Below are 12,031 nucleotides of genomic sequence, written 5' to 3'. Positions count from 1 at the left end.
CGCGGGCGAACGAGCCCCTGGGCGGGTTCGCCCGTCCGAAGGCGAGCCCCCTGGGCGAGTCCTTCGGCACTCACCGGCAGGCCTTCCGGTTGCCCGCGCCGGTGCCGGGCGGGCTGAACGCGCTGCGGTGGCACGGCGGGGTGAAGACCATCGAGAAGCGGACGGCGCGGTGGCCCTTCGCCTGACCGTCCTGGTAGACGAAGTCGCCCCAGCGGGTGAAGCCGGCCGGGGCCTCGGTCAGCTCGTTGCGGTACGGGACGAGGTCCGTGGCGAGCTTGGCCAGCGGGTCGCTGACCGCACTCAACGCCGTGGCCGTCCCGCGCAGCTGCAGCGTGACCGGCAGCGTCATGTCCAGCACGGGCTTCGCGGTGCGGCCGACGTCGGCGAGCGTGGTCAGGCCCGCACGCCGGTCCTCGACGCGCAGGACCGCCGGCAGCGCGGACCGCAGCGCCTGGACGCCCGGGCGCAGGCGGCCGGCGGCCGCGCGCACGTCCGCCAGGAGCGTGTCCGCGCGGGGCAGCGTCCGCGTGATCTGACGCTGCGTGGCCGGGAGCGTGGCGAGTGTCCGGTCCAGGTCGCCGGCCGCGGCGCCGGTGGTCTGCAGGACCCGGCGCGCGGCGGGGACGAGGCGCCGCAGGTCGGTGGTCCCGCTGGGGGCCGCGGCGCCGGCGATGCCGTCGAACGCGTCCACGAGCCCGGTCAGGGCACCCGGCTGCGGCACCATCGCGCGCAGGAGCGGCGTCGCCTGCGCCAGCGTGCCGGGCAGCGTGGCGAGCGTCCGGTTGAGGGTCGTGCCGCGGCCGGCGAGGCCGCCGCCGCTCCCGGTCAGGGTCCGCCCGAGCGCGCCGCGCGTCTCGGCGTCGAATGCGGCGACGACGTCACTCAGCTGGGCCGCGCCGGTCACGCTGCCGGCGGCGAGCGTCGCGCCGGACGGCAGCGGGCGCCGCGTGTCACCCGGGCTCAGCGCGACGTACGTCGCCCCGGCCAGGCCCTTCAGCCGCACCCGGGCGCTCGCGCCCGGGCCGACCCGATGGTCGGGGAGCTCGATGAGCGCCAGCGCGGTCCGGCCGTCGGCACCGAGCTCGACGCTCCGCACCTGCCCGGCGCGCCGGCCGCCGATCCGGACGGGATCGCCGTCGCGGACGACCGGCGACTCGGCGGGGAGCGGGACCCGGACCTCGTAAGCGCTCGTGAACGGCGTGCCGTTGATCGCCGTGGTCGACAGGTAGGCGATGACCCCGACGAAAAGCAGCACGACGAGGCCCAGGACGGTCTCGCGGCGGACACTCGCGATCTGGGTGTCGGGGACACGGGTGCGGGGCTGCGGGCGGCGGGTGCTCATCGGTCAGCGCCCCAGGAGGAAGTCGAGGAGGCCGCCGACCGACTCGCGGCCCGGGGTCGCCGGCGTGCCCGCGTCGCGGCGTGGCACGAGCGCGTCGAGCAGCGGGTCGGTGATCTTCTTGACCGCTGCGCCCGCGGCGTTCGCGCCGCCGGCCGCGGCCGGGGGCACCGGACGGTCGGCGCCGCTGCCCGTCGCGCGCGCGGGCGTGGCCGCGGACGCTGTCCCGCTGCCGGACGTCGCCGGGCCGGCCTTCCGCGCCGTCGGCGCGAACGACGCCAGCGCCTCGGTGAGGCAGCCCGGCCGGACCGGGACGCCGAACGCCTCGCAGCTGAGGACGGCAGCGCCGCGCCAGTACGCGCGGCGCGGGTCGGCGAAGGGGTCCCCGGGCTGCGTCCCGGGCTCCTGCGCCTGGTCGGGGAAGTTCACGAGGAAGCCGTCGGCGATCTTCGGGGCGGCCGGGACCAGCGCGTCGACCAGCTGGGCGGTCCTGGGCGTCGTCGCCTGCACGCGGGCGACGCCGCGGTCCAGGGCGCGAAGCGTCGGCGCGCCCTCATCGAGCAGCGCCGTCGCCGAACGGACGGCGGGCCGTAGGCCCGTGGCTGCACCCTGCAGCCGGTCCAGCAGCGGCGTGAGGCCCGTGACCGCCGCGGTGAGCTGGGGTGCGGTGTCGCGCAGGTCGGCGGCGAGCGGCGTCGCCGCGCCCGCGGTCGCCTGCAGGCGCGTCGCCGTGCTGCGCAGCCGGGCGAGCGTCGACGGCATGCCGGCGAGGCTGCGGTCGAGCTCCGGCGCGCGACGGGCGGTCGCGCCGAGCGTCCGCGACAGGCCGCGCAGCAGCGGGCCGATCTGCGCCTCGCCGTCCGTCACCTGGCCCGCCGCGCGATCGGCGCTGACCACCGCGCGGGCGAGCGCGCGGTTCTGCCCGTCGAGCTCGTCGGCGACGGTCTGCGCGGCCTGCAGCGCGGGCCGCAGCCGGACCGCGCTCGCGGCGAGGTCGGTGCCGCGGGCATCCAGCGCCAGGCCGCCCTCGACCAGCAGGGCCTGCAGCGCGCCCCGCACCGGGGCGCGGAAGGTCGACAGCAGCTGGTCCAGGCGCGGGGCGTTGCCGGTGTTCTCGGTCCTGATGGCGCCGCGCAGCTCGCGGTCGGCGGATCCCGGGGACAGCGACAGGTAGTTGTCGCCGAGCAGGTCGACGGGACGGATCGCGGCGGCGGCGTCGGCCCGCGGGCGGGCGCGCCGGTCGTCGACCGTGAAGCGCACGAGCGCCGCCCCGTCGTCCGCCAGCTCCACCGCGCGCACGCGGCCGGCGATGGCGCCGCCCACGCGGACATCGGTCCCGGCGAGCAGGCCGCGGGCGTTCGTGAACCGGGCGCTGTAGGTGCGCTCGTCGCCGGAGCCGCCGACGAGCACGGAGGCGATCCCGGCGCCGGCGAGGGTGAAGGCCGCGACGACGGCGGCGGTCAGCGCGCGGCTCACTTCGTCCCGCGCTTCGCGGCCGCCGGGTCGGGAGTCGCGGACGGGTCGACGTCGCCGGACGCGGTGCCGCCCGCCACGAACGAGTCCGCGTAGTCCTTCCACGGGACGCCCGCGAGCGAGCCCGGCGTCCGCAGGTACGGCGGCTTCAGCTGCCCGGCGGCGTAGTCGCTCGGATCGAGGACCTTGGTCGATGCCGGCGGCAGCACGAGGCCGACCCGGGCGCCGTGGCCGTTGGCGTCGTAGACACTCGTGAAGTCCGCCCATCCGGCGAAGAACGAGAAGAAGTCCGGCAGTCGCACCCGGGTCTGGTCGAGGATCGGGCCGGCGCGGCGGAGCACGGGCGTCAGCTGCGTGGCGGTCGTGCGCGCGTCGCGCAGCAACGGGGTGAGCGCGCGCAGGTCGGCCGGGGCGGTCCGCGTCAGCGCGGCGGTCTGCCGCAGCGCCGGGCCGCCGGCGACGAGCCCGTTCCGTAGCTCGCCGGCGGCAGGGACCAGCTCGCGCAGGCCGGGCGCGACGTCACGCAGCACCGCGCGCAGGTCGGGCACGGCGTCGCGGACCTCGGTCAGCGCGCGGCGCGGCTCGCGCAGCGCGGCCGGGAGGTTCGTGATCGTCGTGCGCAGCGCCGCGTCCTGCCCGGCGGTCGTCCGCAGCACGGCCCCGAGGTCGTCCACGAGCGTGGCGAGCCGCTCCGGGCGGCCGGCCGCGAGCGCGGCGGTGATGCGGCGGCTGTCGGCCACCAGCGACTTCAGCGCCGCGCCGTCCGCGCTGACGTCGCCGGCCGCGAGCGCGGTCTGCCGCAGGGCGTCCGCGCTGTGCTTGAGCGTCCGCGCGATGTCGGGACCGTTGCCGTCGAGGCCGGCCCGCAGGCCGGCGAGCGCCGCGCGCAGGTCCGCGCGGGTGGCCGGCGTCAGCGCGGCCAGGGCTTGGTCGACCTCGACCGGTGACTGCGTCGCGGCCCGCGGCAGCGTCACCGGGCCGTCCCCCAGCGACCGGCCGTTGCCGCTCGTGAGCGCGACGTAGCGGTTGAACTGCCCGGACAGCGATCCGAGCCTGACCGCGGCCCGTGCCCCCCGGCGCAGCTCGTAGTCGCGGCGGACGGCCATCCGCACGCGCGGCTGCCCGGCGTCGTCCAGCCAGACGCGGGTCACCCGGCCGATGCGGACGCCGCCGGCGCGGACCTCGGCGCCGTCGACCACGCCCTGGACCCCGGCGAACGATGCCGTGACGGTGCGGGCCTGATCACCCGAGCGGAGGACCAGCAGGGCGACGGTGGCGGCGAGCAGGAGGCCGGCGACCGCGAGCCGCCACCTGACGATGGGCGCACGCACCATCAGCCGAACGGGATCCGCGGGTTGGCGCCCCAGAAGATGAGCGTGCCGACGGTCGAGATCAGCGTCACGCCGATGATCGACGTCGCCATCGACCGGGCGGTGGCGACCCCGACGTCGACCGGCCCGCGGGCACGCAGCCCGTAGCCGTGGTGCAGCGCGACGACGATCACGAAGACCGCGATGACCAGGCCCTTGGTCATCGAGAAGATCAGGTCCCACTTGTCCTGGAAGGTGAAGAAGTACAGCTTCCACGTCCCCGGTGAGACGTCCCCGAAGCGCTCCACGCTCATCAGGTACGCGGCGGCGTAGGACGTGGCGATCGCCAGGACGTAGGCAGCGGGGAGCGCGATCGCAGCCCCCAGCAGCCGCGTCCCGCCCAGGTAGGCGAGCGACTTCACGCCCATCGTCTCGAGCGCGTCGATCTCCTCCTGCACGCGCATCGCGCTGAGCTCGGCGACCATGCCGCAGCCGACCTTCGCCGCGAGGATGTAGCCGAAGACGAACGGGACGACCTCGCGCAACGTGCACCACGTGCTGAAGCCGCCCGCGACCGGCGACGCGCCGAACGCCCGCGCCAGCGCACTGGACTCCAGGCCGCAGGACGCGCCGGCCAGGAACGCGACGGCGACGATGACGAGGACCGAGCCGGTCGCGATCATCGCGGCCTGGCGCATGACCTCACCGAGGTACGGCCGGATGTGGGCCAGCGAGCGCAGCAGGCGCCAGCCGAAGCGCGTGATGTCGCCGGCGGTCTCCAGCGCGTCCCGGGGGTCGGGCGGCGGATCGAAGGCGGTCGGCCCGTTGCGGACGGAGAGAGACATCTAGCGGAAGACACTCACGTCGGGGAACAGCGCCAGGAACCACTGCGTGTACACGATGTTCACGAAGAAGATCGCGATCAGGCAGGCGACGACGGCCTTGTTCACGGCGCGCCCCACCCCGGCGGGACCGCCGGACGCGGTCAGCCCGTAGTAGCCGCAGATGACGCCGATCAGCAGGCCGAAGATCGCGACCTTGATGACGCTGGCCAGCAGGTCGGCGAATGTGGTGTTCGCGAAGAACGAGGTGAAGAACCCACCCGTCGTGCCGCCGAGCACGCCGACGGTCGCGACGTACCCGCCGGCCACGCCGAAGACCAGCGCGAGCAGGTCCAGGCCGATCATCGTCACGGTCATCGCGGCCACGCGTGGGGCGACGATCTCGCGGATCGGGTCGACGCCCAGGACCTCGAGCGCGTCGAGCTCGCCGCGGACCTTGCGGGCGCCGAGCTCGGCAGTGAGCATCGTCCCCACCACCCCGGCGACGACGGTCGCGGTGACGAACGTCCCGAACTCGCGGATGATCGCGACGACCATGAATCCGCCGGCACGGTCGATCGACCCGAAGGTGACGAGGAAGTTGCCGGCCTGCAGGCCCGGCCCGCTGAATCCCCAGGCGGCGATCGACAGGGCGATGGCGGGCAGGGACGTCCGCACGATCGTCGCCGACTGGCGCGCGAACTCGCCGCGCCAGCGGAACGGCGGCGTGCCCAGCGACGCGGCGCACGTCACCAGCAGCGAGGCCATCGCGCCGAGCCGGCGGACAGTGAGGGGTATCCCCATGGGATAAACCATAATCTCCATAGAGAATAGGGACAATGCACTGCAGCGGGTAGTGCGCCCCCCGTCCCTGCGTCGCGGGGACCGCCGCGCGACTCACGGAATGAGGACGACTTTGCCGCTGACCGTGCCGGACTCGGCGAGGGCGACCGCGCGACCCGCCTCCGCCAGCGGCAGGCGCGCGCCGACCTGCGCGGCGATGGCGTCGTCGCGCAGCAGCGTCAGGACCGCGGTGAGGTCGGCCGCCATCCTGCGGCGGAACGCCGCGGGGCGCGTGAGCCGGCCACCCCAGAAGTTGTAGAAGGTGGCGCCGCGACCGTTCGGCAGCAGGCTCCACAGGCCGAAGCGGGCGAAGATCGCCGCGAAGCCGACGAGCAGGTTGTTCGTGTCGTCGCGCCGGCTCGCGGTGCCGTAGGCGACGAGCGTGCCGCCGGACGCGAGCAGGTCGAACGACCGCTCGAAGCTCGGTCCGCCCAGGTGGTCGAAGGCGGCGGCCACCCCGCCCGGGGCCAGCTCGCGCACGCGCCCGGCGAGGTCCGGGTCGTGGTAGTCGATGGGCTCGGCGCCGAGCGCCCTGAGCGCGTCGTGCTGCCGGGGCGACGCCGTGCCGATCACGCGGATGCCCGCGTGCCGGGCCAGCTGCACCAGCGTCATGCCGACGCCGCCCCCGGCCCCGTGGACCAGGATCGTCTGCCCCGCCGCGACGCGTGCCTTGCGGTGCAGCATCTGCCAGGCGGTGATGCCGTTGACCACGAGCGTCTCGACCTCGACCGGGTCCAGGCCGTCCTGCACCGGGATGAGGTCGGCGGCGTCGACGACGGCGTGGGTCGTCCAGCCCCCGGTCTTGGTGGCGACCGCAACACGCTGCCCGACGAGCCCGGGGGCGACGCCCTCGCCCACCCGTCCGACCACGCCGACGAGGTCGTAGCCGGGGACGAACGGGAAGCGCGGCTGACCCGGGTAGCGGCCCCGGCGCATCGACTGCTCAGCGAACGAGACGCCTGCCGCCTCGACCTCGACGAGCGCCTGGCCGCGCCCAGGCGCAGTGACGGGGCGGTGGTTGACGAACAGGCCGTCGGGTTCGACGACGCCGGGGAGGACGATCTCGGTGAGGACTGCGGTGCTTGCTGAAGTCATGTTCATAGTTGTAACAGAGTTACAGGTCTATAACAAACTTTAGAGTTTGTTAGTGTCGTCGACATGGCTCCGACGTCTGCTCCCCCGTCCCGACGCGACCGCCTGCGGGCCGCCGCCCTGGCCGAGATCCGCGAGCACGGCTATGCGCAGATCGCCGCCGGCGGGCCGGCCGAGCTGTCCCTCAACGGCATCGCGAAGGCCATGGGCATGTCCGGGCCGGCGATGTACCGCTACTTCGCCTCGCGCGACGAGCTGCTGGCGACGCTGGTCACCGAGAGCTACGAGGAGCTCGCCGACGCCCTTGTGCACGCGGCCGCCACCACTCGCCGGCGCGGGCCGGACGGCCGGCTGCGCGCCGCGACGGCCGCGTACCGCAACTGGGCCCTCGCCCAGCCGCATCGCTACCGACTAATGTTCGGGAGCACGTACGGCTCTGGGGCGCTCGCGCCCGAGCGGGTCATCCCGGCGTCGCAGCGCAGCATGGGCGTGCTGCTCGCCGGAATCGCGGCGATCGGACCGCCGGAGGACGCCCCGGCCGTCCCGGACGCCACGCTACGGCGGGATCTGGTCGCCTGGGGCACGGCCTCCGGGACCCCCCACGCGGCCGGCATCCTCGCGCTCGGCGTGGTCGCCTGGACGCGGCTGCACGGGATCGTGAGCCTGGAGGTCGAGGGCGTGTTCGCGCAGATGGCGATCGACCCCGCGCGGCTGTACCGCGCGGAGGTCGATCGCCTGGTGGCCGAGCGATCCGGCGCCGCCGGTGCGGGCGGCGCCGCCGGCGGCCGCGCCGCTACTTGACGATCGTCACGGCCTTCGCGGCCTGCAGCCAGTTGCTGTGGCTGCCCTGGTCGTAGAGCGCCTGGGCGAGGAACGACGTGGCGGGCCTGCCGTTGATGAGCGTCGGCGGCGTGAACGTGCAGGTCAGGTAGCCCTGCGAGTCGGTCGTGCTCACGCACGGCTGCAGGTACTGCTGATCCTCGTAGCCGCTGCCGTCGTTGAACCCGATGACGTCGACGGTGAGCTTCATTCCCGTGACACCGACCGTGCCGGTGACGATGGGCCCCTGCATCAGCTGCCGGTACGTGCGGATTTTCACGGTGATCATGCCCTTGAGGTTCGTCTTCTGCGCGGCCGTCACGATGCTCAGCTTGGCCGGTCCCGGGCGGCTGATGAGCTCGCTCGGGCCGGACGGGTCCGTGGCGGCCGCGCCGGCAGCACCGGGAAGGGCGACGAGGACGGCGGCGGCAATGGCGGCGACGGTGGCGGTGCGGAACATGATCTCTCCTGTCGGGCGGTGGTGACCTGCGCTGGGGAGAGCTTCCTGCCGCGGGACGGGCGCGTCTGTGCGCCCGCGCACCCAGGCTCAGTGAGCGCGGTCACGGACGACCGCGGAGCGGCTGAGCGGCTACAGCGCGCGGAGCGTGATCGGCAGGCCATCACCGGGGAACGGGCCGGTGCCGTAGTCGATCAGCGGCTCGTAGCCCGGGTCGACGGTCCAGGAGTAGCCCAGCAGCAGCTGGTGCAGGATCGCCTTGACCTCCATGCTCCCGAAGTGCATGCCGATGCACTTGTGGACGTTGCCGCCGAACGGAGTCCACGCGAACTTGTGCGACGCGTCCTCGCGCCGGTCCTCGGTGAAGCGCTCCGGGTCGAAGGTGTCCGGGTCGTTCCACCACGGCTCCATGCGCTGCATGGGGTAGATGCCGAGCATGATCCGCGTCCCCTTGGGGATGAAGCAGCCGTCGATCGCGGTGTCCTTGATCGCCTCGCGCGCGACCATGCCCACCGGCGCGTTCATGCGCAGCGTCTCCTTGAACACCAGGTCCATCAGCGGCAGGGCGTCGACGTCGTCGTAGCCGATCGTCGTCTTGCCGAGCGCGCGGCACTCCTCGCGCAGGCGTTCCTGCCACACCGGGTTGGCGGCCAGGTAGTAGGCCATCATCGCGAGCGTGATCGTGCTCGTGTCGTGCGCGGCCATCAGCGTGAAGATCATGTGGTTGACGACGTCGTCGTCGCTGAAGCGCTCGCCGTCCTCGCTCTCGGCGTGGCACAGGACGCTGAAGAGGTCCTCCCCGTCCCCCGCGCGCTTCGCAGGGATCTGGGTGCGGAAGTAGTCCTCCAGCAGGCGCCGGCTCTCGAGGCCCCGGTGCCAGCGGCCGCCCGGCATGTCGGCCCGGACGATCGCCTGCCCGCCGACGACGACATCGATGAACGCCTCGTTCAGGCGGTCGGCCTGGGCGCCGAGGTCCGCGCCGACGAAGACCTCGGTCGCGATGTCGAGCGTGAGCTGCTTCATCGCGGGATAGAGCTCGAAGTCCGCGCCGGGCTGCCACGCGGCCAGCCCGCGCTCGATCGCCGGGTTCATCTTGTCCAGGTAGGTGACCAGGCGCTCGCGCTTGAACGCCTGCTGCATGATCCGGCGGTGATGGCGGTGCTCCTCGAAGTCCATCAGCATCACGCCGCGCTCGAAGAACGCGCCGATGAAGTGCTCCCAGCCCTCCTTATTCGCGAAGGCGCGGTCGCGGTTGGCCAGGACCGTCTCGATGCCGTCCGGTCCGACGACGAGCACCAGGCGCGTCCCGAACGCGTTGGTCCAGAAGACCGTGCCGAAGTCGGCGTGGAACCGGCGCATGTACGCGAGGCTGTTCTGCAGGAAGCCGAGCGTGCTGCCGACGACCGGGAGTCCCGGCGTCCCCATCACGGGCCGCAGGCCGCTCCCGGCCGGTGCGGGCGCCAGCGGGCGCGGGCCGCCCGACGGGACGCGGGCGACGATCGAGGCGGCGACACCGCGCGCTTTAAGGGTCAGAGGCGCGCTCATGATCTGGTACGCTAGCGTGCAAGATGACCCCGGTCAAGGCCACCCCCACGCGGACGTACGGGGGCCAGACGGGTGATGAGCGCCTCGCACAGCGCCGGGACGACCTGGCCACCGCCGCCTTCGCGCTCGTCGCCGAGCACGGGTGGCGGCGGCTCACCATCGAGACGCTCTGCCGCGCGGCCGGCCTGAACAAGCGCTACTTCTACGAGAGCTTCGGCAGCCTCGATGCGGTCATCGCTGCAGTCACCACGCGGCTCGCCGACGAGGCGATCGCGGTGACGCTCGCGGCGATCCGGCCGGACGATCCCGCCGACGTCGTCGCCCGCCGCGCGGTCGGCGCCTTCGTCGCGCACCTCACCGACGACCCGCGCCGCGCCCGCGTGCTGTTCGGCGCGGTCCCGGCCGGCGACGCGGCGGCCGGCCACCGCGCTGCAGCGATCCGCCAGGTGATCACCACGGTCGCCACGCACGGCCGCGAGCTGCACGACCTCCCGGCCGGGCCGGTGATCGACCTGTCGGCCGCGATGCTGGTCGGCGGGACGAGCCAGGCGGTTCTCGACTGGCTGGACGGCGAGCTCGACTATCCGCGCGAGGCGTTCGTCGACGACCTCGTCGCCCTCTGGCAGGTCATCGGCGACGCCGCGAGCGCCCGCGCCCGGGGTCGCTGAAAACAGCACGGACCTCTCGGGTCGTCGACCCGCGCGCGGTCTGACGACCAGTTTTGGTCGTCAGAGCGACCAGAACCGGTCGTCAGACGGGTGGCGGCCGGCGGACCGGGCCCGCGAGCAGGTGCGGGCCGGGAGGTCGTGTCGTACGATGCGCGCTTCGTGGCCCGCCGTCCCCTGATCCTGAAGCTCGTCGCCCTCGCGGTCCTGGCCGCGGCGATCGCCTCCGGGACAGGCGCGCTGCTCGGCGTGCTGCCGGTGCTGCTGCTGGTCCTGCCGCTGCTGCGCGGCCGCTACCTGGGCGAGGACCTGATCGACCGGGCGCGGCACGCGATGACGCGTCGCCGCCGCTGGCCGGCCGCCCCCGTCGTCGTCCGCCGCCGTCCCTTCATCGCACCGTGCCGGACCCGCCTCGTCGCCTTCGCCTGCGGCGTGCGCGGTCCACCCGCGACGGCCTGACGCGCTGACCTGACCGCCGTCCGGGACCCCGACGGGGCGTCCCGTCGTCCGTGCGTCGACGTGCCGACGCCGTCCGCCCGCGCCCCTCGGCGCACGCGCGGCCGGCCCCTGCGACGGCAGGCCCTCCTGCGGCCCGCCACCGCCGAACCGTCAGCACACCCTTCCGAAGGATCACCACATGCATCGTCACGCCCTGCCGACGCGCGCCCTCGCGGCCGCGGCCGGATTGTCGCTCGCCGTCGTCGCCCCCGCCATCGCGGTGGCTCACAGCGGCCACGCCAAGAAGAAGCCCGCGCCGAGGACGCAGAAGGTCGACATCGCCTTCGGCGCGGTCGCCGGCACCCAGCCCGTCGCGTGCGGGACCCCGATCGCCGGGCTCGGCACCACGAACCAGGCCGCCCAGCTGCGCGACCTGCGCTTCTTCGTCTCCGACGTGCGCCTCGTGAAGGCGTCCGGGTTCGAGGTCCCCGTCAAGCTGACGCCGAGCGCGTTCCAGGTCACGCGGCGCGGGGGCGCGGTGACGCTGATCGACCTCGAGAACGGCACCGGCGCCTGCGCGGAGGACGGGAACGCGGCGCTCAACCCGAGCGTGCGCGGCACCGTCCCCGCCGGCAGGTACACCGGGGTGCGGTGGACGGTCGGCGTGCCCTTCGCCCTCAACCACACCGACGTCGCCGCCGCGCCGGCCCCGCTGAACTCCACGGCGATGGGCTGGTCCTGGCAGGTCGGCCGGAAGTTCACGAAGATCGAGGTGACCGATCCCGCCGGTGGGGGCGCGGCGGCCGCCGCGATGCACATGCGCCAGCACGGCGGGATGCCGGCGGCGCCCGGTGCCCCCGCGGCACCGGCGGCCCCCGGCGCCTGGCAGGCCGGCACGTTCTTCGTGCACCTGGGCAGCGTCGGCTGCAGCGGCAACCCCGCCACCGGGCAGACCGTGCGGTGCACGACGCCGAACCGCGCCCACGTCCGGCTCGGGTCCTTCAACCCGGCCCGGCAGCGCGTCGCGGTCGACGTGAAGGCCCTGCTCGCGGGCAACGACATCACGGTCAACCGCGCGAACGCCCCCGGCTGCATGTCGGGCCCCAAGGACCCCGAGTGCGGCGGTGTGTTCCGGTCGCTCGGCGTCAGCTGGAAGGCGGACGGGACCGGGACGGGCGCCTCGCCGGCCGCGCGGCAGACGGTGTTCCGGGCCATCGGGCGCTGACGGT

General features: G+C 74.3%; 12 protein-coding genes. 4 read left to right on the top strand and 8 right to left on the bottom strand.

Annotated elements, in window-relative coordinates:
- Positions 1-70: 70 nt before the first annotated feature.
- From DSM112329_RS10060 to DSM112329_RS10035, 6 genes are all read right to left on the bottom strand, one after another.
- Positions 71-1,342: an MlaD family protein gene (locus tag DSM112329_RS10060; RefSeq protein WP_354701685.1), complete on the bottom strand. Its 1,272-nt coding sequence runs from the start codon at positions 1,340-1,342 to the stop codon at positions 71-73.
- 3 nt (positions 1,343-1,345) lie between these two features.
- Positions 1,346-2,815: an MlaD family protein gene (locus tag DSM112329_RS10055; RefSeq protein ID WP_354701684.1), complete on the bottom strand. Its 1,470-nt coding sequence runs from the start codon at positions 2,813-2,815 to the stop codon at positions 1,346-1,348.
- Entirely contained in the window at positions 2,812-4,146 is a 1,335-nt protein-coding gene (locus tag DSM112329_RS10050) for an MlaD family protein (RefSeq protein ID WP_354701683.1), read from the bottom strand. The genes DSM112329_RS10055 and DSM112329_RS10050 overlap by 4 nt, the downstream gene beginning before the upstream one ends.
- Positions 4,146-4,967, bottom strand: coding sequence for an ABC transporter permease (locus DSM112329_RS10045; RefSeq protein ID WP_354701682.1), 822 nt, complete (start codon positions 4,965-4,967; stop codon positions 4,146-4,148). Before DSM112329_RS10045 ends, DSM112329_RS10050 begins: the two co-directional genes overlap by 1 nt.
- The gene (locus DSM112329_RS10040; RefSeq protein WP_354701681.1) at positions 4,968-5,747 is read right to left on the bottom strand and encodes an ABC transporter permease; all 780 of its coding nucleotides are present in this window, start codon (positions 5,745-5,747) and stop codon (positions 4,968-4,970) included.
- 93 nt (positions 5,748-5,840) lie between these two features.
- Complete coding sequence (locus DSM112329_RS10035) at positions 5,841-6,881, bottom strand: medium chain dehydrogenase/reductase family protein (RefSeq protein ID WP_354701680.1); 1,041 nt, start codon at positions 6,879-6,881, stop codon at positions 5,841-5,843.
- A gap of 63 nt (positions 6,882-6,944) precedes the next feature.
- On the opposite strand from DSM112329_RS10035, the gene DSM112329_RS10030 reads away from it, so the two are divergent.
- A complete protein-coding gene (locus DSM112329_RS10030) occupies positions 6,945-7,679 on the top strand; it encodes a TetR/AcrR family transcriptional regulator (protein WP_354701679.1) in 735 nt (244 codons plus the stop codon).
- On the opposite strand, the gene DSM112329_RS10025 is transcribed toward DSM112329_RS10030, so the two are convergent.
- Together DSM112329_RS10025 and DSM112329_RS10020 are read right to left on the bottom strand one after the other, a co-directional pair.
- The gene (locus tag DSM112329_RS10025) at positions 7,672-8,157 is read right to left on the bottom strand and encodes a hypothetical protein (protein ID WP_354701678.1); all 486 of its coding nucleotides are present in this window, start codon (positions 8,155-8,157) and stop codon (positions 7,672-7,674) included. The two genes, DSM112329_RS10030 and DSM112329_RS10025, sit on opposite strands and share 8 nt — an antisense overlap.
- Before the next feature lie 129 nt (positions 8,158-8,286).
- Complete coding sequence (locus DSM112329_RS10020; RefSeq protein ID WP_354701677.1) at positions 8,287-9,699, bottom strand: cytochrome P450; 1,413 nt, start codon at positions 9,697-9,699, stop codon at positions 8,287-8,289.
- 23 nt (positions 9,700-9,722) lie between these two features.
- Between DSM112329_RS10020 and DSM112329_RS10015 the strand changes: the two genes are divergently transcribed.
- From DSM112329_RS10015 to DSM112329_RS10005, 3 genes are all read left to right on the top strand, one after another.
- On the top strand, positions 9,723-10,367 hold the full coding sequence (locus tag DSM112329_RS10015) for a TetR/AcrR family transcriptional regulator (protein WP_354701676.1): 645 nt from the start codon (positions 9,723-9,725) through the stop codon (positions 10,365-10,367).
- A gap of 159 nt (positions 10,368-10,526) precedes the next feature.
- A complete protein-coding gene (locus DSM112329_RS10010) occupies positions 10,527-10,823 on the top strand; it encodes a hypothetical protein (protein WP_354701675.1) in 297 nt (98 codons plus the stop codon).
- Between the two features lie 178 nt (positions 10,824-11,001).
- On the top strand, positions 11,002-12,027 hold the full coding sequence (locus DSM112329_RS10005) for an MbnP family copper-binding protein (RefSeq protein ID WP_354701674.1): 1,026 nt from the start codon (positions 11,002-11,004) through the stop codon (positions 12,025-12,027).
- The last annotated feature ends 4 nt before the right edge of the window (positions 12,028-12,031 follow it).

Source organism: Paraconexibacter sp. AEG42_29, from assembly GCF_040581415.1.
Lineage (GTDB): Bacteria > Actinomycetota > Thermoleophilia > Solirubrobacterales > Solirubrobacteraceae > Paraconexibacter.
This window is presented reverse-complemented; position numbering and strand designations above follow the sequence as displayed.

Excerpts from the sequence above, each read along its gene's own strand:
- DSM112329_RS10060 (WP_354701685.1), bottom strand. The coding sequence starts at position 1,342 with ATGAGCACCCGCCGCCCGCAGCCCCGCACCCGTGTCCCCGACACCCAG.
- DSM112329_RS10025 (WP_354701678.1), bottom strand. The coding sequence starts at position 8,157 with ATGTTCCGCACCGCCACCGTCGCCGCCATTGCCGCCGCCGTCCTCGTC.
- DSM112329_RS10035 (WP_354701680.1), bottom strand. The coding sequence starts at position 6,881 with ATGACTTCAGCAAGCACCGCAGTCCTCACCGAGATCGTCCTCCCCGGC.
- DSM112329_RS10050 (WP_354701683.1), bottom strand. The coding sequence starts at position 4,146 with ATGGTGCGTGCGCCCATCGTCAGGTGGCGGCTCGCGGTCGCCGGCCTC.
- DSM112329_RS10005 (WP_354701674.1), top strand. The coding sequence starts at position 11,002 with ATGCATCGTCACGCCCTGCCGACGCGCGCCCTCGCGGCCGCGGCCGGA.
- DSM112329_RS10015 (WP_354701676.1), top strand. The coding sequence starts at position 9,723 with ATGACCCCGGTCAAGGCCACCCCCACGCGGACGTACGGGGGCCAGACG.
- DSM112329_RS10020 (WP_354701677.1), bottom strand. The coding sequence starts at position 9,699 with ATGAGCGCGCCTCTGACCCTTAAAGCGCGCGGTGTCGCCGCCTCGATC.
- DSM112329_RS10040 (WP_354701681.1), bottom strand. The coding sequence starts at position 5,747 with ATGGGGATACCCCTCACTGTCCGCCGGCTCGGCGCGATGGCCTCGCTG.
- DSM112329_RS10030 (WP_354701679.1), top strand. The coding sequence starts at position 6,945 with ATGGCTCCGACGTCTGCTCCCCCGTCCCGACGCGACCGCCTGCGGGCC.
- DSM112329_RS10045 (WP_354701682.1), bottom strand. The coding sequence starts at position 4,967 with ATGTCTCTCTCCGTCCGCAACGGGCCGACCGCCTTCGATCCGCCGCCC.